This is a genomic window from Allobosea sp. GW821-FHT03A12 (assembly GCF_058986765.1).
Genome location: NZ_JBYSVZ010000005.1, coordinates 460,504 through 485,403, shown reverse-complemented (window position 1 = coordinate 485,403; position 24,900 = coordinate 460,504). Strand labels below are relative to the sequence as shown.

The window sequence follows — 24,900 nt, the reverse complement described above, 5'->3', positions numbered from 1 at the left end:
CGGTCTCCTGCTCAGGTCCTGAAGGTTTCGGGGGAAGCGGTGCGCAGGAAGTCGACGAGCACGTCGACCGCCATTTGCACGTCGGCGGCCTCGACCGCCTCCGCCGGGTTGTGGCTGATGCCGCCGGCGCAGCGCATGAACAGCATGCCGAACGGACAGAGATTGGCCATGGCGAGGCCGTCATGCCCCGCTCCGCTCGGCAGCCGCAGCGGCGCGACGCCTTGCGACGCGACCGATTTCTCCAGCGCCGCGACGATCGCCGGCGAGCAGACCGCCGCGTCCTCCTCGTAGAAGGCGACGATCGTCGAGCTCACATTGCGATAGGCTGCGATCGCCTCGAAGGCGCGCTTGAGGTCGCGGACAGCAGCGTGGCGCGCCTCATCCGAGGGGCTGCGCAGGTCTAGCGAGAACTCGGCCTTTGACGCGATGACGTTGACCGCGCTCGGGGCGATGGCGATGCGCCCGACCGTGGCGACCACGTCGCGCCGCATCGACGCGACCCGCTCGACCGCCAGGAGCATCTCCGCGGCGGCGGCGCAGGCGTCACGGCGCAGGTTCATCGGCACCGTGCCGGCATGGCCGGCGACGCCGTCGATGGTGATGGTGAAGCGACTGGCGCCGCTGATCGCGGTGACGACGCCGACCGGCAGGTCGCGCTCCTCCAGCACCGGCCCCTGCTCGATATGCACCTCGACATAGCCGAGGATACCGGCCGGATCGCGCCGGATGCCGGGGATGGCCGCCGGGTCGAGGCCGAACTCGGTCAGCGCCCGGCGCAGCGAGACGCCGTCGGTATCGCAGACATCGAGCGCGGCGGGGTCGAAGCGGCCGGCGACGGCGCGCGAGCCGTTCAGCGTCACCGGGAAGCGCACGCCCTCCTCGTCGCCGAAGGCGAGCACCTCGATGGCGAAGGGCAGTTCGACCCTGTCCGCCCGCAGTCGCCTGACGGCCTGGATCGCGGCGACGACACCGAGATTGCCGTCGTATTTTCCGGCGTTGCGGACGGTGTCGATATGCGAGCCGAGCAGCAGGGTCGGCAGGCCTTCGCCGCCGCCCTCGCTGCGGCCGACGAGGTTGCCGATGTCGTCGACATGGGTCGCAAGGCCGGCTTCCTGCATCCAGGCCTCGACCTGGCCGATGGCCTGGCGATGCTCCGGCGTCAGGAAGAGCCGCGTCAGCGCGCCCTGGTCGGCGGAGAAGCGCGCGAGATCGTCGAGGCGGCGCATGACCTCGACGCCATCCGGCGCCGCGTTGGAGCGATCGTCATGGGATGTGTTCTGTAAGAGCGTCATGATGCACGTCCCCCTCGACCGGCCCCTCGCCTGCCCGGATCAGGCCTTCGCGTCCTGGCCGATCTCGAAATTCGCCAGCGTCTCAAGCGCGCGCACCATGCCGGAGTGGTCCCAGGCGCCGCCGCCATGGGCCGCACAGGCGTTGAACAGTTCCTGCGCCGTCGCCGTGTTCGGCAGGGAGACGCCGAGCGCACGCGCCGTCGACAAGGCCAGATTCAGGTCCTTCTGGTGCAGTTCGATGCGGAAGCCCGGCGCGAAGGTGCGCTTGATCATGCGCTCGCCATGCACCTCCAGGATGCGCGAGGAGGCAAAGCCGCCCATCAGCGCCTGGCGGACCTTGGCCGGATCGGCGCCCGCTTTCGCAGCGAACAGCAGCGCCTCGCCCACCGCCTCGATGTTGAGCGCGACGATGATCTGGTTGGCGACCTTGGTGGTCTGGCCGTCGCCATTGCCGCCGACGAGGGTGATGTTCTTGCCCATCAGGCCGAAGAGCGGCTTGACCGTGTCGAAGGCGCCCTGCGGCCCACCGACCATGATCGAAAGCGTGCCGGCCTTGGCGCCGACCTCGCCGCCCGAGACCGGCGCGTCGAGATAGTCGCAACCGAGCGTATTGATCCGCTTGGCGAACTCCTTGGTCGCCACCGGCGAGATCGAGCTCATGTCGACGACGATCTTGCCGCGCGACAGGCCCTTGGCGACACCGGTCTCGCCGAACAGCACATCCTCGACATGCGGGGTGTCCGGCACCATGGTGATGATGATGTCAGCGTTCTGCGCAACCTCGGTGGCGGAGGCGCAGGAGCGCCCGCCGGCAGCGGTCAGCTCCTGCGGAACCTGCGTGCGGCTGTAGAGATGGACCTCATGCCCACCCTTGATCAGCTGGCCCGCCATCGGCGCGCCCATGATGCCGAGCCCGATGAATCCGATCTTCATGACGTGTCCTCCGGTCCTTAAAGTCTGTTTGGAAACTCAGCCCTCATCCTGAGGAGCGATCGCAAGATCGCGTCTCGAAGGATGCTCCAGATGGTTCGGGAGCCTCCTGGAGCATCCTTCGAGACGCCATTCCCAACGGAATGGCTCCTCAGGATGAGGGCTGAGACGTTGTCAAACGGGCTCTTAGCGTCAGCGCGTTGCGTTCTGAAGCCAGCCGAGCCCGTCGACCGTGCCGGCCTTCGGCTTGTATTCGCAGCCGATCCAGCCGGCGTAGCCGAGCCGGTCGATGAGCCCGAACAGGAAGCCGTAATTGATCTCGCCGGTGCCGGGCTCGTTGCGGCCGGGATTGTCGGCGAGCTGCATATGGGCGATGCGCGGCAGCAGCTTCTCGATCGTCGCCGCCAGCTCACCTTCCATGCGCTGCATGTGATAGATGTCGTATTGCAGCTTGAGATTGTCGGAGCCGGTCGCGTCGATGATGGCGATGCCCTCGGCCGAGCGGTTCACGAAATAGCCGGGGATGTCGTAACTGTTGATCGGCTCCATGATCAGCAGGATGCCCTCCCGCTTCAGCGCCGCCGCCGCGAAGGCGAGGTTGTCGACCAGCGTCTGCGCCGCCTTGTCGCGCTCGACCCCGGCCGGCGCCAGGCCCGCCAGACAGTTGACCATGGTGCCGCCGAGCGCCTTGGCGTAGTCGATCGCCTTGCCGACGCCGTCCTGGAACTCGCCGACGCGATCGGGGTGGCAGGCGATGCCGCGCTCACCCTTGTCCCAGTCGCCGGCCGGCAGGTTGAACAGCACCTGGGTCAGGTCGTTCTTCTGGAGCCGCTCGGCGATGTCGCCCTTGGCGAAGGCGTAGGGGAAGAGGAACTCGACGCCCTTGAAGCCGGCCTTGGCGGCGGCGTCGAAGCGGTCGAGGAAGGGATGCTCGTTGAAGAGCATCGTCAGGTTGGCACAGAACTTCGGCATGGCTTGAAACCTCCCGGTCGGTATCAGTCGAGCAACGCGATGGCGGTCGGCGCGTCCTCGGCGGCGAGCGCGAGGTCCTCGAACTCCGTCACCTTGTCGATGTCCGTCCCCATCGAGACGTTGGTGACGCGCTCGAGGATGATCTCGACGACGACAGGCACGCGGAACTCATCGAGCATCGCCTTGGCCCGCTCGAAGGCCGGCAGGATGTCCTGCACCTCGGTGACCCGGATCGCCTTGCAGCCGAGCCCTTCGACGACCTTGACATGGTCGACGCCGTAGACGCCGAGCTCGGGCGCATTGAGGTTCTCGAAGGACAGCTGCACGCAGTAGTCCATGTTGAAGCCGCGCTGCGACTGGCGGATCAGCCCGAGATAGGAGTTGTTGACGAGGACATGGATGTAGGGCGTGCGGAACTGGGCGCCGACCGCCAGTTCCTCGATCAGGAACTGGAAATCATAGTCGCCGGAGATCGCGACCACCGGCGTGCCGGGCGTCGCGGCGCAGACGCCGAGCGCCGCGGGGATCGTCCAGCCGAGCGGCCCCGCCTGCCCGCAATTGATCCAGCCGCGCGGCTTGTAGACGTGCAGGAACTGGGCGGCAGCGATCTGCGACAGGCCGATCGTGCTGACATAGGTGGTGTCGCGGCCGAAGGCCTTGTTCATCTCCTCATAGACGCGCTGCGGCTTGATCGGGCTTTCCTCGAAATGCGTCCGGCGCAGCATGGTGCGCTTGCGCTCGCGGCACTCCTCGACCCAGGCCGTCCGGTCCTTGAGCTTGCCGGCGGCGCGCCATTCCGTGGCGACCTCCACGAACAGCTCCAGCGCCTTGCCCGCATCCGAGGCGATGCCGAAATCGGGCGTGAAGACGCGGCCGATCTGCGTCGGCTCGATGTCGACATGGGTGAAGCTGCGGCCCTTGGTGTAGACGTCGACATTGCCGGTGTGGCGGTTGGCCCAGCGGTTGCCGATGCCCAGGACATGGTCCGAGGCGAGCATGGTCGCGTTGCCGTAGCGATGGCTGGTCTGCAGGCCGGCCATGCCGACCATCAGCGGATGATCGTCCGGGATCGTGCCCCAGCCCATCAGGGTCGGGACGACCGGCACGCCGGTGACCTCGGCGAATTCGACCAGGAGATCGGAGGCATCGGCATTGATGATGCCGCCGCCGGCGACGATCAGCGGCCGCTCGGCCGCGTTCAGCATGGTCAGCGCCTTCTCGATCTGGGCGCGGCTCGCCGCCGGCTTGTAGACCGGCAGCGGCTGATAGGTGTCGGGATCGAACTCGATCTCGGCGGTCTGGACGTCGAAGGGCAGGTCGATCAGCACCGGGCCGGGCCGGCCGCTGCGCATCAGGTGGAAAGCCTGCTGGAAGATGCCCGGGACCTGGCCCGGCTCGCGCGCCATCACCGCCCATTTGGTCACGGGCTTGGCGATCGACTCGATGTCGACGGCCTGGAAATCCTCCTTGTGCAACCGGGCGCGCGGCGCCTGGCCGGTGATGCACAGGATCGGGATCGAATCCGCCCAGGCCGAATAGAGCCCGGTGATCATGTCGGTGCCGGCCGGCCCCGACGTGCCGATGCAGACGCCGATATTGCCGGCCTCGGCGCGGGTATAGCCCTCGGCCATGTGCGAGGCGGCCTCGACATGGCGCGCCAGGATATGGCCGATGCGGTTGCGCGGCCTCAGCGCGGCATAGAACGGGTTGATCGCGGCGCCGGGGACGCCGAAGGCCTGCTTCACGCCCTCCAGCTCCAGGATCAGCACGGCGGCTTCGGCAGCGGTCATCTTCGGCATGGCCTGTCCTCCGTTCGGCGTCTCGGCGCCTGTTGTCGGGAGAGGAATGGCAGCCGGGAACCAATTGGTCCAATATATTGTTCGTTCCGATCTATATGCATGACATATAGATCGGAACCTGACCGCCACCGCGGGAGCCAAAGATGGAACTGCGTCACCTGCGCTACTTCGTGGCCCTGGCCGAGGAGCTCAGCTTCACCGCGGCCGCCCAGAAGCTGAACATCTCCCAGCCGCCGCTGAGCCAGCAGATCCGCGACCTCGAGCACGAGCTGAAGACCGAATTGTTCCGCCGCAGCAGCCGGCAGGTCGAGCTCACCGCCGCCGGCCACGCCTTTCGCCGCCACGCGCTCGCCATCCTGGCGCAGACGCGGCAGGCGGCAGCGCAGGTCAGTGCGATCGGACAGGGCCGCGCCGGCATCATCCACCTGGCGACGACGAATTCGGTGCTGCTGAGCGGCCTGTCCCTGGCGATCGCCGAGTTCCAGCGCATGCATCCGGATGTCGAGATCACCATCGACGAGATGCCGCCGCAGGAGCAGGTCGCGGCGCTCAAGGCGCGGCGGGTCGACATCTGCTTCCTGCGCCTTGCTCCCGACGATCGCGACCTCGTCGTCCGCCGGGTCTGGAGCGAGCGGATCGGCCTGGCTGTTCCGGCCGGCCATAAGCTGGCGGGCAAGAAGGCGACCACGATCCTGGAGCTGAAGGACGAGGACTTCGTCTTCTATCGGCTGCGCGATTCCGCCTTCGCCGCGCATCTGCAATCCTTCTGCGCGCAGCTCGGCTTCCTGCCGAAGATCGTGCAGCAGGTGGTCGAGTCGATGTCGATCGCCAGCCTGGTCTCGGCCGGCCTTGGGATCGGCTTCGTGCCGGAATCGGTCGGCAGGCAAGGCCTGCCCGGCCTGCGCTATCTGCGCATCACCGGCCCCTGCCCGGTCGCGGACGTCCATGCCGTGACGCAAGACGATGCCGATCCGATCATCGACCAGTTCATCGCCTTCGCCACGCAGGCAAAGGCGCGCGAGCCGTATTCGTAGATCGACTCCATGTTCATGTGGCGCTGGCCGGGCCAGGGCGCGGCGCCGACGATCTCGGAGAGGAAGGCCTCCGAGGCGGCATCGCCATGCAGGATGCAGTTCTCGCCGCCCTCCTCGTAATTGACCACGAACTGCGGCGCGATCCGGGCCTGCCCCGGCCAGTGCGGATGCGGGGCGCTCCGGCCGTAGCCGACGAGATCGCGCCGGTAGGAAGTGCTCATCAGGTGATTCAAGTTCATGCGACGGTGATTCAAGGACGTGACTTAAAGCTTTGGCAGAAGGCGCATTTTTGCAAGCAGGCTGCCATATGATCAGGACCCGCGCCGTCATTCCGGGGCACCGCGCAGCGGTGAGCCCGGAACCCAGAATCGATGCGCTTGATCGAAAGCCTTGGAGCGACCACTCCTTTTTCGAAGATGGCATCTGTTCTGGATTCCGGGCTCAGGCCTGTCGGCCTGCCCCGGAATGACGGTGGAGGCTTCGCCCGGAACGGCAGCACCAGTTGCCCCGGCGCCCTACCCTGCGAGCGAGCGGATCCGCTCCTGGTCCGGCGGCAGGAAGGAGCGGTCGAAGACCTCGCGCAGGGACGGTGTGCGCGGCAGCTTCTTGGTCTCGACGATCAGGGCGATCAGCCGGCCGAGGCGGGCATCATCCATGTCGCCGACGCCGATCCGCCTGCCTTCCGGATGCGCCATCTCGCTCTTCAGCGTGCCGACGAGGCGTGTCAGGTTGACGTCGCGCCGGATCGACGGCTCGCGCTTGGCCAGCGCCTCGATCGCGAGGTTCGGGTCCTTCGTCGTGTCGCTCAAGGCCCGGTTGAAGGCGCGCACCATGCCAGAGAGCGCCCGCGGATTGGCGCCGTAGAGTTCGCGCGTCACGAACAGGGTGTTGCCGTACATGTCCGGCAGGTGGTCGGCGTAGTTCAGGAAGCGCAGCTCCTTGCGCCCGTCGATGCCGAGCGGCGCCACCGAGGCGATGATCGTGTTGACGAAGCCGAACACGCCCTGCGCGCCCTTGCCCTTCAGCATGTCGGCGACCTGGTTGCCCATCGCCGCCGGCGACTCGACGACCTTCACCTTGCTGGCGTCGACGCCGTTGGCGCGCGCGAACATGTCGAAGGTGATCAGCGCGGCATCGACCGGATGGCCGGAGATCGTCTTGCCCTCGAAATCCTTGGGCGAGCGGATCGAGCTGTCGGCGGGAACGGCGATGGTGAAGGGCACGCTGTTGAAAGTGGTCCAGATCGCCACCGGCCCCTCATTCGGAGCGCTGCGGGCGATGCGCTCGATCAGCGCCGAGATATCGCCGTAGCCGACATCGAAACTGCCGGCCTTGACCTGCGGGATGATCGCCGCCGCCCCCTCGCCGGGCGAGAAGGCTATGTCGAGCCCCTCCTCGCGCAGATAGCCGCGATCCTCGGCCAGGAGGAAGAACGAGACCGGGCCCGACAGCGAAGTGTTGAGCAGCAGCTTGTAGCGCTGCGCCTGGGCGGAAACGGTCAGCGGGATGGCGGCCGCGCTGGCGGCGAGGCCGGCGGAAAAGACCCTGCGGTTGATGCGCGGCACGATGGTTCCTCCTGCAAGATGACGCTGAACTCGCGATGCCGGGGCGACGCGCCCCGCTTCACATCGCTCTTGGACGTGGGATGCCTGTGCCCTGCCGCTTCGGCGAGCGGGGCGGTCTCAGCTGCCGCGATAGGTCGAGCAGCTTCCCGGCGTGCACAGCAGCGGCACGTGATAGTGCTGCTTCACGTCGAAGACGGAGAAGCGGACCGCCGGGCGATCGATGAACGGCGCCGGATCGCCCGCGCCAGCCTGGCTGCGAAGATACTCGTCGACACGGAAGACGAGCTCGTATTCGCCGAGCTTGGCGTCCTCCCGGCGGACGAGCGGCGCGTCGGTGCGCCCGTCCTGGTTGGTCGTCGCCGATTTGACCAGGATCCAGCCCTCGCCCTGCCTGATCGAGAGGTCGATCCGGACGCCCGCCACCGGCCGGCCGCGGTTGGAATCGAGGATATGCGTGGTGATGCCTGCCATGACCGTACTCCTCAGCTGCCGCGGTAGTAGGAATAGCCCCAGGGCGAGAACAGCACGGGCAGGTGGTAGCGCTGCCCGAGATCGGCGATGACGAAGCGGATCGGGACGGTCTTGAGGAAGTTCGGCGTCGGCAATTGCGCGCCCCGTGCCCGGAAATAATCCTCGACATGCAGCAGGAGCTCGTAGCGCCCGGCCTTCAGCGCCTCGTCGACGAGCAGCGGCTCGTCGGTGCGTCCATTCTGCGCCGTCACCACCGTCTTGAGCGGGCGGTAGCGATCGCCGTCGAGCACGGAAAGGTCGCAAGTCATGCCTGCGCCCGGCAGGCCATGGAAGGTATCGATCGCGTGCATGGTCAGGCGCGGGCTCAAGCCTGTCTGCGAGACCGGCGCGACCGTCAGCGCGCCGGGCTGCTGGCCAGGTTGCGGGCTCTGGGCCCGGGCGAGAGCCGGAGCGGCGACCACCGCCGCCCCAGCCGCCAGGATCCGTCGCCGGTCGGTGATCAGGCGATCCATGAGTGCTCCCTCGATGTCATGCGCTTGCTGGTCTCAGGCCGCGCGCGAGGCCTGCGATTCATCGGTCACCTGCGCCAGGCGGCTGCGGGTGATGAAGCTGATCTGGGCGAGCGCTTCCTCGCGTTCCGGGGCGGTGTCGCGCGCCGCGCGGCGGGCGAGCTCGGCATAGATGCCGGCCTTGGTGTAGTGCCTGACGCAGGCGATGAACGGGAAGCCGTGGCGCTCGCGATAGGCGCGGTTGAGCGTGTCGATCAGCCGGACCTCCGCCTGAGTCAGGCTGGTGAGGCCGGCGCTGGCCTGCTCGACGTCCGAGGACTGGGTCAGCTCGCCCCGCTTCGCCTCGCGCCCGGCAAGCTCCGGATGGGCGCAGAGCAGCGCGATCAGCTTCGCCTCGTCGCTGCCGCGGACGGCGGCTATCATCGCCGCGTGCATCGCGTCGACGCTGGCGAAGGGGCGCGCCGCGAAGGCCGCCTCGGCGACCCAGGACGAGTGCTCGAAGATCGCGCCGAAGGCGGATACGAAAGCAGGCCGATCCATGGCGTTGATCGCCGCCAGCGTGAAGGGCGGCTGCGTTGCTTTGGAAGAGGGCGTCATCTCGGTGTCCTGTCCTTCGGATACATGGCCGGCGCGAGCGGCTCGCATCGACATCCCCGGTGTACCGCAAGCCGCTCCTCATTGAGATCGGGCGCCGCCAATTCCCATTATTTGCAAACCCGAATAGAGCCTGAGAGGATCGGCCTATTAGAGGCCGTTCCGTCGCAGGGACCATCGACCATGCAGCCTCAGGAGAACCCCCTCGACGCACAGCTCCTGCGGGTCTTCTGCATCCTGATGGCGGAACGCAGCGTCACCCGGACGGCCACGCGGCTGAACCTGTCGCAACCGGCCACGAGCCTTGCCCTGAAGCGCCTGCGCGAGATCTTCGGCGACCAGCTCCTGGTGCGCGGCCGCGACGGCATGGTGCCGACCGAGCGGGCGATCGCGCTGCAGCAGACCGCGATCAAGGCGCTGGAGGAGCTCGACAACCTGCTGGTCGATCCGAACCGGGTCGATCCGGCCTCGAGCCATCAGAGCTTCACCATCGCCCTGCCCGACTATGTCGCGCCAGCCTACCTCGCCGGCGCCGTGCGTGAATTCCGCCAGCGTGCGCCCCATGCCCGGCTCACGCTGCGCTCGCTCGGCGCCGATTTCGATTTCGAAGGCGCGCTCGCCGCCGGAACCGTCGACATCGTCATCGGGAACTGGCCCTCGCCGCCGCCCTATCTGCGGACATCGACGCTGTTCGAGGACGATGTCGTCTCGCTGGTCGACCGCGAGCATGCCTTCGCCCAGGAGGTCCCGTCGCGCGCGGAGTTCCTGGCGGCCAACCACATCGCGCCGACGCCCTATTCGATCGCCCATCGCGGCGTGGTCGAGACGCACCTGACCAAGATGCGGATCAGCCGCGAACGCCGCCTGGTGATCTCCTATTTCGCGATGGCGCCTTACATGCTGGTCGGGACCGACCTGGTCTTCACCACCAGCCGGCATTTCGCGCGCTATTTCACCACGATCCTGCCGCTGGCGATCGTCGAGCCGCCGCTCGAATTCCCGCGCATGCGCTTCTACCAGCTCTGGCACGACCGTACCCAGCACTCGCCGATCCATCACTGGCTGCGCCAGGTCCTGACCCGCAACCGCCTCCCGAGCGAGCCGGCTGCGGGCACGTAGGCGTCGTTTCTGGAGTTTTCTCAGCCCTCGTCCTGAGGAGCAGCTGAAGGCTGCGTCTCGAAGGATGCTCCAGGAGGCTCCGGAGACATCCGAACCATCCTTCGAGACGCCGCTGACGCGGCTCCTCAGGATGAGGGCTGTGGGTTTTCAGATGGACCTTCAAGACCCTTTTAGGGTCCACGCGCTGGATCGCCCCCGCAAACGAAAACGACCGCCCGCCGGTGATTGGCACCGGGCGAGCGGCCTAGTCAGACGGGAGCTGCTTTCCGCCGTCTGCGACGCAAAACAGCTTCCGCCAAGGTAGCGTCTTGCGACGCTCGCGGCTTCTGCGGCCGCGGCCTCCCCAGCCTCCCTATTTCCCGGCCTTCATGGAAGCGGGGATGAACTTGATGATCAGGAGCACGGTGGCCGCTTCGAACAGGGCGACCATCCAGAGGCCGGGCGACATCAGCCCCGTCGCATCCTTGATCACGCCCATGGCGAAGGGGGCGCCGAAGCCGGCGAGGTTCGCCACCGAGTTGATCAGGGCGACGCCGGCCGCCGCAGCAGAACCCGAGAGGAACAGGTTGGGCATCTGCCAGAACACCGGGATGGCGCTCATCGTGCCGATGATGGCGAAGGCCAATGCGACCAGAGCGAGATAGGAGCCGTGCGGGATCAGGAAGCCGAGCGCCGCCATCGACACCGCGCCAACCAGGGCGGCGATGCCGGTGTGCAGGCGGGCTTCCCGGTGACGGTCCGAGCTGCGGCCGATCATGATCATGCCGGCGGCGCCGCAGAGATAGCAGGCCGCCATGATCCAGCCGACGGCGGCCGGACTGGTGAAGCCGAGCTCACGCACCGCGGTCGGGCCCCAGAAGGTCAGGGTCGAGTTCGCAAGGATGATGCAGAAGTAGATCGCGATGAACTGCCAGACCCGCGGGTCGCGCAGCGACTTCATGATCTTGTGCTCGCGCGGGCCGAGGGCGGCGCGGTCGCGCTCCAGGTCGGCGAGGATCAGGCTCTTCTCCTTGTCGGTGAGCCAGTTCGCCTTCTCGGGCTTGTCGGTCATGTAGAACAGGGTCACGATGCCGGCGATCACCGAGGGAATGCCCTCGATCAGGAAGACCCACTGCCAGCCGGCCCAGCCATTGACGTGATTGAGCTCGGTCATGATCGTGCCGGCCAGCGGCCCGCCGAGCACGCCGGCCAGGGCCGAGGCGGACATGAACAGGCCGAAGGCCTTGGCGCGCCGCTGCGTCGGATACCAATAGGTCAGATAGAGGATGATGCCGGGATAGAAGCCGGCCTCGAACACGCCCAGCAGGAAGCGCAGGACATAGAACTGCATCGGCGTCGTCACGAACATCATCGCGATGCAGGTGATGCCCCAGAGCATGGTGATGCGGGCGACGGTCTTGCGCGCGCCGATCCGTTCGAGGAGCAGGTTGCTCGGGACTTCGAACAGGAAGTAGCCGATGAAGAAGATGCCGGCGCCCAGGCCGTAGATCGCTTCGCTGAACTTGAGGTCGTTCAGCATCTGCAGCTTGGCGAAACCGATGTTGACCCGGTCGATCCAGGCGAGGATCCAGAGGATCATCAGGAACGGAATGAGACGCCAGGTGACCTTGCTGAAGGCCGCGTCCAATTGTTGTGGTGACGTGCTCTCGGAGATATCCGCTCCGTGAGTGACGGCTGTCGACATGATGACCTCCCCTGTATGCCGCGGTCTTCAGGTTCGGCCTGACCACTGGCTCCGATCATGCCGAATAGTCCGAACGGCGGCTCACGGTGAGACCGGTTCCGAAATGCCCATTATTTGCAGATTGAATATGCTTTGCCGGGTGAGGACGATCGGCCTTCACGAGGCATGCGCGGGAGCCCTCTCCCGGAACGGGGGAGGGTTGGGAGGGGGCATTGGCACTGACGCTGGTTCGATGTCGCGCCGGCCCCCTCTCCATCTCTCCCCCGTGCCGCGAGAGAGGGCCTGTCGAGGTTCCGCAGCTCTCGGATAATCCCGAGCCTGACGGCTCCCCGCCCCTTCTACGCCGCCAGCGCCTCGGTCGCCGCAGTCGCCTGCCAGCCCTGCAATTCGCGCCAGTTCGGCTCCAACTCGGCGAAGCGCGCCAGGCTGAAGCTGGAGATGTCGGCGAAGCCGCAGGCGCCGTCGACGACGAGATCGCGGATCGCCCGCCCGCTCGCCGGCGAGAGGCCGAAGCCGACGCTCGACAAAGTCGCCACCACGACGTTGGCCTGGGTGGCGAGCCGATCGATCACCGGACGGCCGTCAGGCGTGTTCTCGATGACGCCGGCCCAGGAGCGGATGATGCGGGCATGCGCCGCCTTGGGCAGCAATTGCGCGAGGCGCCGGCCCATATGCAGCATCAACGGCGTCGTTGGCTTTGCCGGCGTGCCTTCCTCCGCCATCGCCAGCCATTCATGCGGGCCGCCGCCATAGGCAAGGTTGCCCCGCAGAGTCTGGCGGCCATAGAGGCCGCAGCCATCGACGCCGCCGAGCGGCATCAGCGGCAGCGGCTCGGTCACGATCATCTCGCAGCGGGCCGACTGGACCGGCACCTCCTGCCCGAGCATGGCGGAGAGACGTCCGGTCTGCGGACCGGCGGCGAGCACGAGGCTGTCGCAGCCGATCTCGCCGCGATCGGTCTCGACTGCAACGACGCGGCCGCCCTCGCTGCGGAAGCCGTTGACGCTGGTGTGCTGAAGGATGCGCCCGCCATGGTCCTGCATCGCCCAGGCATAGCCTTGCAGCGTGCGGTGCGGATTGGCATGGCCCCCGAACTTGTAGTGATAGCCGCCGACAATGGTATCGCCCGCCAGCGGCACCAGTTCCTTGGCCTGCTTGAGGTCGAGCACCTGCGACTGGAAGCCCTGCCGCTCGGCGTTGCGCAAGGCGCGGCCATAGAGCGCCATCTGCTGCTCGCTGGCGGCGAGGCGGATGCGTTCGGGCCGGAATTCGGTGGGGTAGCCGAGCAGTTCGTCCATGATCGGCCAGAGCCGCTGCTCCTCGGCAAAGAGCGGCGAATGATGGTGCGAGCAGCCGCCGCCATTGCGGCCTGAGGCCTCCCAGCCGATCAGCCCCTTCTCCAGCACCAGCACGTCGACGCCGTCCCGCGCCAGCCACCAGCCAGCGGAGAGGCCGGTGACGCCGCCGCCGACGATGACGACCGAAGCTCCCTTGATCTCGCTCATGATGGCTCTCACTCGCTCGCGACAGGGCCAGACGCGTCATTGCCCGCGACGGTGTAGCGCGCCGGCACCTCCCAGAAGGGGCGCCACTGCGCGTGCATGCCGAACCAGGTGTCCCAATGCTCGGCCTGCTCGGGCGCTTCAGGGACAAGGGAGGTCATCGCCAGCGACATCGGCCTGACCGGTGCGCGATAGCCGGCGAGCGGAATCGCCGAGAGCGGCTGAGCCGCGCCTAGCGCCAGCAAGGCTGTGACCTGCTCGCGGCAACGGCGGCCCTGGCAGGGACCCATGCCGGCACGGGTCAGGCGCTTGACCTGGTCGGGATTGGGCGGCCCCTCGCCAAGCAGTGCCGCGAGCGAGCGGTCGTTGCGGCGCTCGTTCTGCCAATCGAGATAGCGTGGCGGGCGGACCTCGAGGATCTCGCGTGCCGTGACCTCCTCGCATTGACAGACATGGAACTCGGCGCGCGCCTCGATCACGCTCGCCCGGACCCAGGCGAGGCGATAGGTGGAGATGTCGTACTCCGGCGCGGGTGGCGCTGCGGCTTCCGCAACGGCTGCTTCGTCCCCGAGCGCCGCAACGGCGCGGGCGGCCTCCGCCTCGGCGATGGTGCGGTCGCGCGTCTTGGCCGCCCAGACGCCGGCGCAGTCGCCGACGGCGTAGACATTGGCGAGGCTGGTGCGCTGGCTTGCATCGAGCACGGGCGCGTAGCCGCCGCGCTCGGCCTGGAACGCAACCTTGCAGCTGGCCGCGTCGATCAGGTCGATGACCGGCGTCGCGCCGACCGCCAGCACGATGCCGTCGCAGGCGATGGCGCGCTCGTCGCCGGCCGGACGCCCCTCCTCGTCCAGCCTTGCGACAACAGCCGCTTCAACGCCGTCGCGGCCGGTCGCCTCGCGCACGACATGGCCGGTCAGGATTTCGGTGCCGCCGGCGCTGAGGCTCGCCAGCAGATCCGCGTCGCCGATCGGCTCGGCCGCCTGCTCGACGATGGCGGCGAGCATGACGCCCGCCTCGCGCAGGGCGAGCGCGGTGGTCAGCGCCTCCGTATTGGAGCCGAGGATGACGACCTTGCGCGGGCCGAACGCGTCGTAGCGGGTCGCGAGGTTGAGCGCGGCGGTGGCGCCCATCACGCCGGGCTTCTCCCAGCCGGGGAAGCCGAGGCCCATGTCGCGGCGGCCGCAGGCCAAAATGACGTGCTGCGCCTGGACAAGGATGCTGCTGTCCTCGTCGGCGAGCCCGGCAACGAGGCCCGGCATCCAGCCGAGCGCCGGGCCGTTGGCGTAGAGCCCCCAGCAGGCCGTGCCGAGGCGCAGATCGACACCCGCCTCGAACGCCTCGGCGATCCGCGGTTCGGAGGCGACGAAGGCCTCCATCATGGCGTTGCGGTTGCGGGCGCTGGCGGCCATGCCCTGGCCGAAATGCAGCGGTACGTCGTCGCCCATCGTCCTGAACGGCACCGGGTTCTCGTCGACCAGCAGCACGCTAAGGCCACGCGCCGCGGCGCCGATCGCGGCTGCGAGCCCGGCCGGGCCGGCGCCGACGACGAGGACATCGACGCTCTCGGCGATGGCGAGCGGCTTGCCGGTGACGGATTTGGGGTCGGAGGCGGGGATGCTCATGGGCTGCGCTCTCGAGGGGCTGCGTTCAGTCTCGGCATCGGCAGGCGGGAGGCAGGCCGGTTTGCGACATCGTCTCGCCCGGATGCGACATCTCGCTCAGAGCACCTGTTCGAGGAAGGCGCGGGTGCGCGTCTCGCGCGGCGCGCCGAAGAACTCGGCCGGGGCTGCATGCTCGACGATGACGCCACCATCGGTGAAATAGACGTGGTCGGCGACCTCGCGCGCAAAACCCATCTCATGGGTGACGAGGATGCAGGTCATGCCCTCGGCGGCGAGGTCGCGGATGGTGACGAGCACCTCCTTCTTGGTCTCGGGATCGAGCGCGGCGGTGACCTCGTCGAACAGCATGACCTTCGGATTCATCGCCAGCGAGCGGGCGATGGCGACGCGCTGCTGCTGGCCGCCGGAGAGCTCGCCCGGATAGGCGTCGTGCTTGTGCGAGAGGCCGACCTTGGCGAGGAGGCGCTTGGCCCGCTCCCCGACCTCGGCAGGGTCCTGCTTCAGCACATGGATCGGCGCCATCATCACGTTCTGAAGCGCGGTCTTGTGCGGGAAGAGATTGTATTGCTGGAAGACGATGCCGACGTCGCGGCGCAGCGCCAGCTTGTCCAGGGCGGGGTCGTTGACCTGCCTTCCGGCGACGGTGATCGAGCCCTTGCTGATCGGCACCAGCGCGTTGATGCAGCGCAGCAGCGTCGACTTGCCGGAGCCGGACGGGCCGATGATGCAGACGGTCTCGCCGCGGCGGATGGTGAGGCTGACATCCTTGAGCACGACGAAGGCGCCGAAGGCCTTCTCGACGCCCTCGACGACGACGACCGGCTCGCCGAGTTCATGCTTGGCAGCCATGGTCATCCCTTCACGTTGAAGCGGCGCTCGAGCGCCATGGTCAGGCGCGCGATCGGGTAGCAGTAGGCGAAGAACATAAGGAGCAGCAGCAGGTACATCGGCAGCATCAGTTCGGGCCGGCTTTCGGCGACGAGGGCGGCGCGGGTGATGGTGAGCCCGTCCTGGATGCCGACGACCGAGATCAGCGTCGTCGCCATCGTCAGGATGGCGTAGAGGTTCATCCAGGGTGGCAGCATGCGCTTGACCGCCTGCGGCAGGATGATCATCCACATCGTCTGGCGGCGGGTGAAGGCGAGCGCCTCGGCCGATTCCCACTGGCCCGAGGGGATCGAGCGGATGCCGCCGCGCACGATCTCCGAGACATTGGCCGCGACAGGCAGCGCCAGCCCGATGATCGCCTTGACCCAGGCCGGAAAGGCGATGGTGACCGGCCCGAGCCCGATCTCGAAGGGCAAGAGGAACATTGCGTAGAACAGCAGCACGAGCCAGGGCGCGTTGCGGAAGAACTGCGTCGCCGCCCAGGACGGCTTGCGCATGATGGCCGAGGGCGAGACCTGGCCGATGCCGAACAGCACGCCGACCGCGGTGCCGAGCGCCATCGAGAGCACGCTGATCAGCAGGTTGAACAGGAAGCCCTGGAAGATCAGCGGCGCCCAGCGCAGCAGGATGGTGAGGGCGCCGTCGCGCGCGGCGGGGCCGGTCGCCTGCGCCACGGCCAGCGAGGCGGCGAAGAGGATGGCGACGCCGGCGACGAGGCCAGCGCTCAGGACCATCGGCGCGGCAAGCCCGCTCGGCGCGATCGGCGCTGCACGGAACGGCTTCAGCACCGGAAGATCGGTTGCGGCGGCCTTCATGGCATGTATCCGGGAATGCGCATGGCTCGCTCCCAGCGATGCATCACCCAGACCAGCACCGCGACGAGCAGCACATAGACGACGAGCAGCACGTTCATCATCTCGCGGACGTTGAAGACCTCGGACCAGATTTGCGACGCGGCATAGAGCAGTTCGGGCACGCCGATGGCGTAAGCGAGCGTCGTGGTCTTCACGAGGTTGACGAGGTTGTTGTTGAGCGCCGGCAGGCAGATACGGAAGGCGAGCGGCAGCACGATCTGGCGCCAGAGCTGGAAGCGGGTGTAGCCGAGCGATTCCGCTGCCTCGACCATCGTCTCCGGCACCGCCTCGATGCCGGCGCGGAAGATCTCGACATTGAAGGCACCGGCAAAGAGCGAGAAGGCGATGATCGCCCAGCCGGTGCCGCTGACCAGCGGCGACTGCCCGCCAAAGCCGTCCGAGACGGTCGGCAGCATTCCGCCGACGGCGAAATAAAAGAAGGAGAGCTGCACCAGCGGCGGGGTGTTGCGGAAGAACTGGACGTACCCCCGCACCAGGAGCCGGCCGAGCCGCGACTGGCTGCCAGCGATCCAGACGCCGAGCAACCCGATCGCGAGTGAGGCCAGGATCGAGACGACGCAGATATAGCTCGTCGTCCATAGCCCGGTCAGGAAGCGCGAGCGGTCAAAGGCGTCGTAGAAGATCGAGAAGTTGAGGCCGTGGACCTCGTTCAGGCGCTCGAAGAAAGCGGCGATCATGTCCGACATCTCGGGATGACTTGGAGCGTCATGGCCGGGTTTGATCCGACCATCTCGAAAACCAGAACCCTCTGGTCATGAGATTCTCGGGGCTAGCCCGAGAATGACGCGCCCTCGCCTATGAGCCGCCCTTCAACTTCTTGTTGGTCTCGATCAGGTAGGGGCTCTGCTTGATGCCCCATTTGGTTTCCAGCGCGAGCAGCTTGCCGCTCTTGTGCCAGTCGACCGACATGTCCTTGACCAGCTTGCCGAAGGCGCCGTCGAGATCCTCCAGCCGCACGCCGATCGCCCAGAGCTGCGGGTCCTCCGAGGTCAGCGGCATCTCGTAATTCGCCCATTTCGGATCGCCACCCGACAGCGTCGAGACGATCAGCGTATCGTCGAACAGGAAGGCGACGCAGTTGTTGCCCTGCAGCGCATTGAGGGCGTCGGGCACCGAGGGGAACACCACCATCTCCGGCGAATACATCTGCGAGACGCGGCGGTTGTAGTAGGCGCCCTGCACGGCGCAGACCTTGCGGCCCTTGAGGTCTTCCCATTTCTTCAGGCCAGCACTCTTGGGCGCCAGCACATTGGTGGCCCCCGCATAGTAGTTCGGCTCGATCATGCCGATCTGCTTGCGACGCTCTTGCGTGTCGCCCAGCGTCGCCAGGATCATGTCGATGCGGCCCTGGCGCAGGAACTCGATGCGGTTGGCGGCGATCACCGGCACCATCTCGAGCTTCACGCCGATCTTGCTCGCGACCTCCTGGGCGAGGTCGATCTCCAGGCCGACGATCTTGCCCGACGGGTCGAGGAAGCCCCAGGGCTTGTAGTCGTTCTTGACACCGACGGTGAGGACGCCCTTTTCCTTGATCTTGGCGAGCGTATCCTGGGCGAAGGCCGGCACGGCGGCGAGCGTAGCGGCGAGAGCGAACGCCAGGGCGGTCAGTCGTTTCATCGGTCGCGATCCCCTTGTCTTATTATGAAGCCCTAGCTTCCGGCGGATCGGCGCACAGATTTGATCCTGTGCGACGCTTTCTTGACTCTCAGCGGCGAGCCGGGCGGACCTCCTGCACGCGCTCAGCCCGTGGTGGATGGCCGAAGCGCTCGCGATAGCTGCGCGAGAAATGGCTGGCGCTGGCAAACCCGCAGGCGAGCGCCGTCTCCAGGATCGAGAGGCTGGTCTGGCGCAGCAGGTCGCGGGCGCGGTCGAGCCGCAGGCCGAGATAGTGTTCGCCGAGCGAGCGGCCGAGATGCTGGCGGAACAGCCGTTCGAGCTGGCGCAGCGAGACATTGGCGAGCCGGGCCAGCTCCTCCCGTGGCTCTGGGGTCTCGATCGTCTGCTCCATGCGCGCGATCACGCGCAGCAAGGGCGCATGGGCGATGCCGAGCCGCTCGCGCAGCGGCATGCGCTGCGGCCCCGCCCCTTCCCTGACATGGGTCTGCAGGAACCATTCGCTGACCGCGAGCGCCAGCTCGCTGCCGTGCTCGCGCGCGATCACCCCGTGCAGCATGTCGAGCGGCGCCGTGCCGCCGCTGCAGGTCAAACGGTCGCGATCGATCTCGTAGAGCGAGCGCCGCAGATCGAGCTCGGGATACTCCTCCAGGAAGGCCGGCGCGTGCTCCCAGTGGATGGTGAAGCGATAGCCGGAGAGCAGGTTGGCGCGCGCCAGCAGATAAGGACCGCCCGAAACGCCGCCGATCTTGACCCCGCGCCGCGCCAGCTGGCGCAGCCAGGCGAAGGTCGGCTGGTGATGAAAGAGTGCCGGATTGCCGCCGGCGCAGACGAAGAGATAGTCGAGCCGCAATTCAGCGCCGACACTGGCATCGGCCGCGATGGCGACGCCGTTCGAGGCAGGGGCCGCGGCGCCGTCGATCGAGACGTGGCTCCAGCGATAGAGCGGCCGGCCCGAGAGCCGGTTGGCGGCGCGCAAGGGCTCGATCGCCGAGGCGTAAGGCAGCAGCGCGAAGTCGGGTATCAGCAGGAAGCCGACATGGGTCGGCGCGCTGTCGTCGCTTTCAGGCAATCTGATGTCGCTATCGAGCATGTCAGCGAGCCTATGTCGGTCAATCTCGCGATGACAAGACCGCCCGGACCGATCGATGCGCTATTCCATCTTCTCGCTACTGTCGCAGACCCTGCAGGGCCACAAGGGCTGGACCCCGGCCTGGCGCGATCCTGCGCCGAAGTCCGAATACGACGTCATCATCATCGGCGGCGGCGGCCATGGCCTCGCGACGGCGCACTACCTCGCCAGCCGACACGGCATCACCAATGTCGCAGTGCTGGAGAAGGGCTATCTCGGCTCCGGCAATGTCGGGCGCAACACCACGATCATCCGCTCGAACTATCTGCTGCCCGGCAATACACCGTTCTACGAGCTCTCGATGAAGCTCTGGGAGGGGCTGGAGCAGGACCTGAACTACAACGCCATGGTCAGCCAGCGCGGCGTGCTCAACCTCTACCATTCCGACGCGCAGCGCGACGCCTTCGCGCGGCGCGGCAATGCGATGCGACTGGCCGGGGTCGATGCCGAACTGCTCGATACCGGGCAGGTTCGGACGATGCTGCCCTATCTCGATTTCGACAATGCCCGCTTCCCGATCCAGGGTGGGCTCTTGCAGCGGCGCGGCGGCTCGGCCCGGCACGATGCCGTCGCCTGGGGTTTTGCGCGCGCCGCCGACAGCCGCGGCGTCGACATGATCCAGAACTGCGAGGTCACCGGCATCACCATGTCGGGTGGGCGCGCCATCGGCGTCGAGACCTCGCGCGGACCGATCCGGGCGAAGAAGATCGCCATGGCGGTGGCCGGCAATTCCTCGCGCGTCGCGGCAATGGCCGGGATGCGCCTGCCGATCGAGACCCATGTCCTGCAGGCCTTCGTCTCGGAGGGGCTGAAGCCGCTGATCGACTGCGTCGTCACCTTCGGCGCCGGGCATTTCTACATCAGCCAGTCCGACAAGGGCGGCCTCGTCTTCGGCGGCGACATCGACGGCTACAATTCCTACGCCCAGCGCGGCAACCTGCCGGTGATCGAGGACGTGATGGAATCCGCCATGGCGCTCTGGCCGGGCCTTGGCCGCGTGCGGATGCTGCGCCATTGGGGCGGCGTCATGGACATGTCGATGGACGGCTCGCCGATCATCGATACGACACCGGTCGACGGGCTCTATCTCAATGCCGGCTGGTGCTATGGCGGCTTCAAGGCGACGCCGGCCTCGGGCTTCTGCTTCGCTCACCTGATCGCGACGGGCCAGCCGCACCCGGTCGCCACCGCCTATCGGCTCGACCGCTTCGCCACCGGGCGCGTGATCGACGAAAAGGGCGCCGGCGCCCAGCCGAACCTGCATTGAGATGATAAGCAGCGCTCCCCATTCCCGTCATGGTCGGGCTTGTCCCGACCATCCACGTCTTCGCTGGTCGAAGGCTGTGTTCAAGACGTGGATGCTCGCCACAAGGGCGAGCATGACGGTGGCGGCGCATCGCATCCCGACGATCCTGGAAGCCTGACCATGCGCATCACCTGTCCCCATTGCGGCGCGCGCGACGCCCAGGAATTCAGCTATCTCGGCGCCGCCGATTTGCAGCGGCCGGGCGGCATGGCGGCGAGCGAGGCCGCAATGGCTGATTATGTCTACCAGCGCGACAACCCGGCCGGCATCCATCGCGAGCTCTGGTATCACGGCGCCGGCTGCCATGCCTGGCTGGTGGTGACCCGCGACACCCGCAACCACGTGATCACTGCGGCCGAGTCGGCCAAGGCGCGCAAGGCGGGAGCGGCGGCATGAGCACCCAGCCTTTCCGTCTCGCTTCCGGCGGGCTGATCGATCGCGGCCATCAGCTGGATTTCAGCTTCGACGGCGCCTCCTATCGCGGCTATGCCGGCGACACGCTGGCTTCGGCGCTGCTCGCCAATGGCGTGCGCCTGGTCGGCCGTTCGTTCAAGTATCATCGCCCACGCGGCATCCTCTCTGCCGGGCCGGAGGAGCCGAACGCGCTGGTCGAGTTGCGTTCTGGCGCGCGCCGCGAGCCCAACACTCGCGCGACCGTCGTCGAACTGTTCGGCGGACTGGATGCAGCCAGCCAGAACCGCTGGCCCTCGCTCGCCTTCGACCTGCTCTCGATCAATGGGCTGGTCTCGCCGGCCCTCGTCGCCGGCTTCTACTACAAGACCTTCATGTGGCCGGCCTCCTTCTGGGAGAAGCTCTACGAGCCGCTGATCCGCCGCGCGGCTGGCCTCGGCCGTGCCGCCGGAACCGAAGACCCGGATCACTACGAGAAAGCCTTCGCCTTCTGCGACCTGCTGGTGATCGGCGGCGGGCCGGCCGGCCTCGCCGCAGCTTTGGCAGCCGGGCGCAGCGGCGCCCGCGTCATCCTCTGCGACGAGGATTTCCGGCTGGGCGGACGGCTGCTAGCGGAGAAGCGCGAGATCGGCGGCAAACCGGCCTCCGAATGGCTCGCCGCGACGCTGGCCGAGCTCGAAAGCCTGCCGGAGGTGCGGATCATGTCGCGCACCACCGTGTTCGGCCTCTATGACCACGGCATCTACGGCGCCGTCGAACGGGTCGCCGACCATCTGCCGCAGCCGCCGGCGCATCAGCCGCGTCAGCGCGGCTGGCGCATCCAGGCCAAGCGCGCGATCCTCGCCGCCGGCGCGCTGGAGCGGCCGATCGTCTTCGCGGGCAATGACCGGCCGGGCGTGATGCTGGCTGGCGCGGTGCGCTCCTATGTCAATCGCCATGGCGTGCTGCCCGGCCGCGAAACGGTGCTGTTCACCGCCGGCGACGATGGCTGGACCACGGCGCGCGATATCGCGGCTGCCGGCGGCAAGATCGCCGCGATCGTCGATGCCCGCCCCGCCGATCCGGCGCGCAAGGCGCTTGCCGACAAGCTCGGTGCGCGGCTTTTCGCCGGCGGCGCCGTGATGGGCGCGCGCGGCGGGCGGCAGCTCAGCGGTGTCACTATCCGCGACGCCTCGGGCGCGGTGAGCGAGCTGTCCTGCGACCTGCTCGCGGTCTCCAATGGCTGGAACCCGACGCTGCACCTGACCTCGCACCAGAACGGCAAGCCGGCCTGGGACGATGGTCTGCAATGCTTCGTGCCAGGCACCGTGCCGGCCGGACTTGCGGTCGCCGGCAGTGCCGCCGGGCGTTTCACGCTTGCGCAGGCGCTTGAAGACGGCGCGAAGCTGGGGAACGAAGCCGCCGCCGAAGCTGGTTTCGCCGCCAAGTCGGCCGAGCCCACACCGACGACCGATCCGGAGACCAACGGCCTTTCGCCGGTCTGGCGGGTACCGGGCGGCAAGGGAAAAGCCTTCGTCGACTACCAGAACGACGTCACCGACAAGGATGTCGAGCTCGCCGCCCGCGAGGGCTTCCGGCCGGTGGAGCATCTCAAGCGCTACACCACGCTCGGCATGGCGACCGACCAGGGCAAGACCTCGAATCTCGGCGGCCTCGCGATTATGGCCGAGCAGACCGGCCGGACGATCCCGCAGACCGGCACCACCACCTTCCGCCCGCCCTATACGCCGGTCGCGATCGGGGCGCTTGCCGGCCATCACCGCGGCAAGGATTTCAGGCCGGTCCGGCTCGCGCCGACGCATGACTGGTCGAAGGAGCAAGGCGCCGTCTTCATCGAGGCCGGACAATGGCTGCGGGCGCAATACTATCCGCGCCCCGGCGAGACCGACTGGCTGACCACGGTCAACCGCGAGGTCAAGGCGGTGCGCGCTAGCGTCGGCCTCTGCGACGTCTCGACGCTCGGCAAGATCGACATCCAGGGCACCGACGCCGCCGAGTTCCTGGAACGGGTCTACATCAATGGCTGGAAGGCGCTGCCGATCGGCAAGGCCCGCTACGGGCTGATGCTGCGCGAGGACGGCTTCGTCATGGATGACGGCACCACCTCGCGCCTCGGCGAGACGCATTTCCTGATGACAACCACCACCGCCAATGCCGGCAAGGTGATGCAGCATCTCGAATTCTGCCATCAGGTGCTCTGGCCGGAGCTGGACGTGCGCATGGTCTCGGTCTCCGAGCAATGGGCGCAGGTCGCCATCGCCGGCCCCAAGGCGCGCGAGACCCTGCTAGGCGTCATCGACCCCGAGCATGATCTCTCGAACGAGGCCTTCCCCTATCTCGCGGCGCGCGCCGTCACGGTCGGCGGCGGCATCCCGGCCCGGCTCTTCCGCATCTCCTTCTCGGGCGAGCTCGCCTATGAGCTGGCGGTTCCCGCGGACTACGGCGATGCGATGGTGCGCGTGCTGATGCAGGCGGGCGCGCCCTTCGGCATCACGCCCTATGGCACCGAAGCGCTCGGCGTGATGCGCATCGAGAAGGGCCATGTCGCCGGCAACGAACTCAACGGCCAGACCACGGCGCGCGATCTGGCCTTAAGCAAGATGATGTCGTCGAAGAAGGATTTCGTCGGCCGGCTGATGGCGGGCCGGCAGGCGCTGGTCGAAGCGCACAGGCCCTCCTTCGTCGGCTTCAAGCCGGTCGATTCCTCCCAGCGCCTGCGTGCCGGCGCGCATTTCATCGGCATCGGCAAGCCGGCGGCGATGGAGAATGACGAGGGCTACATGACCTCGGTCGCCTACTCGCCGCATCTCAACCACTGGATGGGACTCGGCCTGATCAAGGGCGGCGCCAACCGCATCGGCGAGCGCGTGCGCGCCTATGACCCGGTGCGCAATGGCGACGTCGTCGTCGAGATCTGCTCGCCCGTCTTCGTCGATCTCGAAGGAGCCCGCCTCCATGGCTGAGACAGCGCGTTCATGGGCGCCGCGCGCCGCCTGGGCCGGCATCGCGCAGGCCGGGCAGATCGGCGCGGCCGGAGCGGCCGGCGTCACCGCGAGCCTGCTCGACGGCTTCGGCCTGGCGACGCTGATTGCCGCGCCCGGCGGGACAGCAGCCTTGTCGCAGGTCGTCGAAGGGCGGCTGGGCATCGCCTTGCCGACGACGCCGAAGATCATCTCGAATGCGTCCCATGATGCGATCTGGTCCGGCCCGGATCAGTGGCTGCTGCGCGCCGCCACACGCGACCGCTTTGGCGATCTTCTGGATGCGCTGTCGGCTCAAGGTTCCGTCAGCGACCAGAGCGATGCGCGCGCCGCAATGCGGCTCTCAGGACCGCATGTGCGCGATGTTCTGGCCAAGGGCGTGATGCTCGATCTGCATCCTGCCGCCTTCGCTGTCGGCGATACCGCCTTGACAAGCATCGCCTATATCGGTGTCCATCTTTGGCGGCTCGCTGACGAGCCGGATGGATCCGTGTTCGAGATCATGGTCGCACGCAGCATGGTAGGAAGCTTCTGGTCCTGGTTCGCCGCCTCCGCGGCCGAATTCGGCTGCCGGGTCTCCACCGGCCGAGGTTGACGGCA

22 protein-coding genes and 1 pseudogene are annotated in these 24,900 nt (G+C 67.5%); 6 read left to right on the top strand and 17 right to left on the bottom strand.

All coding sequences use genetic code 11. The features are described 5' to 3' along the window. Nucleotides 1–11 precede the first annotated feature (11 nt). From AC3WLC_RS20970 to gcl, 4 genes are all read right to left on the bottom strand, one after another. Entirely contained in the window at nt 12–1,292 is a 1,281-nt protein-coding gene (locus AC3WLC_RS20970) for an allantoate amidohydrolase (protein WP_493685847.1), read from the bottom strand. Nucleotides 1,293–1,331: 39 nt separating this feature from the next. After that, on the bottom strand, nt 1,332–2,225 hold the full coding sequence (glxR, locus tag AC3WLC_RS20965; protein ID WP_493685846.1) for a 2-hydroxy-3-oxopropionate reductase: 894 nt from the start codon (nt 2,223–2,225) through the stop codon (nt 1,332–1,334). A 189-nt stretch (nt 2,226–2,414) separates the two neighbouring features. Beyond that, nucleotides 2,415–3,194 (bottom strand): hydroxypyruvate isomerase, encoded by a 780-nt coding sequence (gene hyi / locus AC3WLC_RS20960; protein ID WP_493685845.1) that lies wholly within the window; start codon nt 3,192–3,194, stop codon nt 2,415–2,417. Between the two features lie 23 nt (nt 3,195–3,217). Next, nucleotides 3,218–4,993: a glyoxylate carboligase gene (gene gcl, locus AC3WLC_RS20955; RefSeq protein WP_493685844.1), complete on the bottom strand. Its 1,776-nt coding sequence runs from the start codon at nt 4,991–4,993 to the stop codon at nt 3,218–3,220. A 143-nt stretch (nt 4,994–5,136) separates the two neighbouring features. Here gcl and AC3WLC_RS20950 point away from each other — a divergent pair, with 143 nt between their 5' ends. Continuing rightward, nucleotides 5,137–6,027: a LysR substrate-binding domain-containing protein gene (locus AC3WLC_RS20950; protein ID WP_493685843.1), complete on the top strand. Its 891-nt coding sequence runs from the start codon at nt 5,137–5,139 to the stop codon at nt 6,025–6,027. Here AC3WLC_RS20950 and AC3WLC_RS20945 read toward each other — a convergent pair. The 5 genes and pseudogenes from AC3WLC_RS20945 to uraD all read right to left on the bottom strand — a co-directional run. Further along, nucleotides 6,006–6,248 (bottom strand): annotated as a pseudogene (locus AC3WLC_RS20945) (allantoinase PuuE); the annotation flags it as partial. The gene AC3WLC_RS20950 and the pseudogene AC3WLC_RS20945 overlap by 22 nt on opposite strands. 294 nt (nt 6,249–6,542) lie before the next feature. Beyond that, on the bottom strand, nt 6,543–7,592 hold the full coding sequence (locus tag AC3WLC_RS20940; protein ID WP_493685842.1) for an ABC transporter substrate-binding protein: 1,050 nt from the start codon (nt 7,590–7,592) through the stop codon (nt 6,543–6,545). Nucleotides 7,593–7,709: 117 nt separating this feature from the next. Further along, nucleotides 7,710–8,063: a hydroxyisourate hydrolase gene (uraH, locus tag AC3WLC_RS20935; RefSeq protein WP_493685841.1), complete on the bottom strand. Its 354-nt coding sequence runs from the start codon at nt 8,061–8,063 to the stop codon at nt 7,710–7,712. A gap of 11 nt (nt 8,064–8,074) precedes the next feature. Then, nucleotides 8,075–8,575, bottom strand: a complete 501-nt coding sequence (gene uraH / locus AC3WLC_RS20930) for a hydroxyisourate hydrolase (protein ID WP_493685840.1) — start codon at nt 8,573–8,575, stop codon at nt 8,075–8,077. A 33-nt stretch (nt 8,576–8,608) separates the two neighbouring features. Next, nucleotides 8,609–9,169, bottom strand: coding sequence for a 2-oxo-4-hydroxy-4-carboxy-5-ureidoimidazoline decarboxylase (uraD, locus tag AC3WLC_RS20925; protein WP_152012513.1), 561 nt, complete (start codon nt 9,167–9,169; stop codon nt 8,609–8,611). Nucleotides 9,170–9,349: 180 nt separating this feature from the next. On the opposite strand from uraD, the gene AC3WLC_RS20920 reads away from it, so the two are divergent. Beyond that, nucleotides 9,350–10,285, top strand: a complete 936-nt coding sequence (locus AC3WLC_RS20920; protein ID WP_493685839.1) for a LysR family transcriptional regulator — start codon at nt 9,350–9,352, stop codon at nt 10,283–10,285. Nucleotides 10,286–10,637: 352 nt separating this feature from the next. Here AC3WLC_RS20920 and AC3WLC_RS20915 read toward each other — a convergent pair whose 3' ends face one another. The 8 genes from AC3WLC_RS20915 to AC3WLC_RS20880 all read right to left on the bottom strand — a co-directional run bounded on the left by AC3WLC_RS20915 (nt 10,638) and on the right by AC3WLC_RS20880 (nt 19,563). Then, nucleotides 10,638–11,969, bottom strand: a complete 1,332-nt coding sequence (locus tag AC3WLC_RS20915) for an MFS transporter (RefSeq protein ID WP_493685838.1) — start codon at nt 11,967–11,969, stop codon at nt 10,638–10,640. 338 nt (nt 11,970–12,307) lie between these two features. Next, nucleotides 12,308–13,474: an NAD(P)/FAD-dependent oxidoreductase gene (locus tag AC3WLC_RS20910; protein ID WP_493685837.1), complete on the bottom strand. Its 1,167-nt coding sequence runs from the start codon at nt 13,472–13,474 to the stop codon at nt 12,308–12,310. A gap of 8 nt (nt 13,475–13,482) precedes the next feature. Then, nucleotides 13,483–15,093: an FAD-dependent oxidoreductase gene (locus AC3WLC_RS20905; RefSeq protein WP_493685836.1), complete on the bottom strand. Its 1,611-nt coding sequence runs from the start codon at nt 15,091–15,093 to the stop codon at nt 13,483–13,485. A 96-nt stretch (nt 15,094–15,189) separates the two neighbouring features. After that, the gene (locus tag AC3WLC_RS20900) at nt 15,190–15,942 is read right to left on the bottom strand and encodes an amino acid ABC transporter ATP-binding protein (protein ID WP_493685835.1); all 753 of its coding nucleotides are present in this window, start codon (nt 15,940–15,942) and stop codon (nt 15,190–15,192) included. A gap of 2 nt (nt 15,943–15,944) precedes the next feature. Next, nucleotides 15,945–16,796, bottom strand: a complete 852-nt coding sequence (locus AC3WLC_RS20895) for an amino acid ABC transporter permease (RefSeq protein ID WP_493685834.1) — start codon at nt 16,794–16,796, stop codon at nt 15,945–15,947. Further along, entirely contained in the window at nt 16,793–17,542 is a 750-nt protein-coding gene (locus tag AC3WLC_RS20890) for an amino acid ABC transporter permease (protein ID WP_493685833.1), read from the bottom strand. Before AC3WLC_RS20890 ends, AC3WLC_RS20895 begins: the two co-directional genes overlap by 4 nt. Nucleotides 17,543–17,651: 109 nt before the next feature. Then, entirely contained in the window at nt 17,652–18,473 is an 822-nt protein-coding gene (locus AC3WLC_RS20885; RefSeq protein WP_493685832.1) for a transporter substrate-binding domain-containing protein, read from the bottom strand. An 88-nt stretch (nt 18,474–18,561) separates the two neighbouring features. Next, nucleotides 18,562–19,563, bottom strand: a complete 1,002-nt coding sequence (locus AC3WLC_RS20880; protein WP_493685831.1) for a GlxA family transcriptional regulator — start codon at nt 19,561–19,563, stop codon at nt 18,562–18,564. Nucleotides 19,564–19,618: 55 nt separating this feature from the next. Here AC3WLC_RS20880 and AC3WLC_RS20875 point away from each other — a divergent pair, with 55 nt between their 5' ends. The 4 genes from AC3WLC_RS20875 (at nt 19,619) to AC3WLC_RS20860 (ending at nt 24,895) form a co-directional block, all read left to right on the top strand. Next, entirely contained in the window at nt 19,619–20,869 is a 1,251-nt protein-coding gene (locus tag AC3WLC_RS20875; RefSeq protein ID WP_493685830.1) for a sarcosine oxidase subunit beta family protein, read from the top strand. Nucleotides 20,870–21,028: 159 nt separating this feature from the next. Beyond that, the gene (locus AC3WLC_RS20870; protein ID WP_493686100.1) at nt 21,029–21,304 is read left to right on the top strand and encodes a sarcosine oxidase subunit delta; all 276 of its coding nucleotides are present in this window, start codon (nt 21,029–21,031) and stop codon (nt 21,302–21,304) included. Continuing rightward, nucleotides 21,301–24,282, top strand: coding sequence for a sarcosine oxidase subunit alpha family protein (locus AC3WLC_RS20865; protein WP_493685829.1), 2,982 nt, complete (start codon nt 21,301–21,303; stop codon nt 24,280–24,282). Before AC3WLC_RS20870 ends, AC3WLC_RS20865 begins: the two co-directional genes overlap by 4 nt. Beyond that, nucleotides 24,275–24,895, top strand: a complete 621-nt coding sequence (locus AC3WLC_RS20860) for a sarcosine oxidase subunit gamma (RefSeq protein WP_493685828.1) — start codon at nt 24,275–24,277, stop codon at nt 24,893–24,895. Before AC3WLC_RS20865 ends, AC3WLC_RS20860 begins: the two co-directional genes overlap by 8 nt. Nucleotides 24,896–24,900: the final 5 nt, after the last annotated feature.

Excerpts from the sequence above, each read along its gene's own strand:
- AC3WLC_RS20970 (WP_493685847.1), bottom strand. The coding sequence starts at position 1,292 with ATGACGCTCTTACAGAACACATCCCATGACGATCGCTCCAACGCGGCG.
- glxR (WP_493685846.1), bottom strand. The coding sequence starts at position 2,225 with ATGAAGATCGGATTCATCGGGCTCGGCATCATGGGCGCGCCGATGGCG.
- hyi (WP_493685845.1), bottom strand. The coding sequence starts at position 3,194 with ATGCCGAAGTTCTGTGCCAACCTGACGATGCTCTTCAACGAGCATCCC.
- gcl (WP_493685844.1), bottom strand. The coding sequence starts at position 4,993 with ATGCCGAAGATGACCGCTGCCGAAGCCGCCGTGCTGATCCTGGAGCTG.
- AC3WLC_RS20950 (WP_493685843.1), top strand. The coding sequence starts at position 5,137 with ATGGAACTGCGTCACCTGCGCTACTTCGTGGCCCTGGCCGAGGAGCTC.
- uraH (WP_493685841.1), bottom strand. The coding sequence starts at position 8,063 with ATGGCAGGCATCACCACGCATATCCTCGATTCCAACCGCGGCCGGCCG.
- uraH (WP_493685840.1), bottom strand. The coding sequence starts at position 8,575 with ATGGATCGCCTGATCACCGACCGGCGACGGATCCTGGCGGCTGGGGCG.
- uraD (WP_152012513.1), bottom strand. The coding sequence starts at position 9,169 with ATGACGCCCTCTTCCAAAGCAACGCAGCCGCCCTTCACGCTGGCGGCG.
- AC3WLC_RS20920 (WP_493685839.1), top strand. The coding sequence starts at position 9,350 with ATGCAGCCTCAGGAGAACCCCCTCGACGCACAGCTCCTGCGGGTCTTC.
- AC3WLC_RS20915 (WP_493685838.1), bottom strand. The coding sequence starts at position 11,969 with ATGTCGACAGCCGTCACTCACGGAGCGGATATCTCCGAGAGCACGTCA.
- AC3WLC_RS20910 (WP_493685837.1), bottom strand. The coding sequence starts at position 13,474 with ATGAGCGAGATCAAGGGAGCTTCGGTCGTCATCGTCGGCGGCGGCGTC.
- AC3WLC_RS20905 (WP_493685836.1), bottom strand. The coding sequence starts at position 15,093 with ATGAGCATCCCCGCCTCCGACCCCAAATCCGTCACCGGCAAGCCGCTC.
- AC3WLC_RS20900 (WP_493685835.1), bottom strand. The coding sequence starts at position 15,942 with ATGGCTGCCAAGCATGAACTCGGCGAGCCGGTCGTCGTCGTCGAGGGC.
- AC3WLC_RS20895 (WP_493685834.1), bottom strand. The coding sequence starts at position 16,796 with ATGAAGGCCGCCGCAACCGATCTTCCGGTGCTGAAGCCGTTCCGTGCA.
- AC3WLC_RS20890 (WP_493685833.1), bottom strand. The coding sequence starts at position 17,542 with ATGTCGGACATGATCGCCGCTTTCTTCGAGCGCCTGAACGAGGTCCAC.
- AC3WLC_RS20885 (WP_493685832.1), bottom strand. The coding sequence starts at position 18,473 with ATGAAACGACTGACCGCCCTGGCGTTCGCTCTCGCCGCTACGCTCGCC.
- AC3WLC_RS20880 (WP_493685831.1), bottom strand. The coding sequence starts at position 19,563 with ATGCTCGATAGCGACATCAGATTGCCTGAAAGCGACGACAGCGCGCCG.
- AC3WLC_RS20875 (WP_493685830.1), top strand. The coding sequence starts at position 19,619 with ATGCGCTATTCCATCTTCTCGCTACTGTCGCAGACCCTGCAGGGCCAC.
- AC3WLC_RS20870 (WP_493686100.1), top strand. The coding sequence starts at position 21,029 with ATGCGCATCACCTGTCCCCATTGCGGCGCGCGCGACGCCCAGGAATTC.
- AC3WLC_RS20865 (WP_493685829.1), top strand. The coding sequence starts at position 21,301 with ATGAGCACCCAGCCTTTCCGTCTCGCTTCCGGCGGGCTGATCGATCGC.
- AC3WLC_RS20860 (WP_493685828.1), top strand. The coding sequence starts at position 24,275 with ATGGCTGAGACAGCGCGTTCATGGGCGCCGCGCGCCGCCTGGGCCGGC.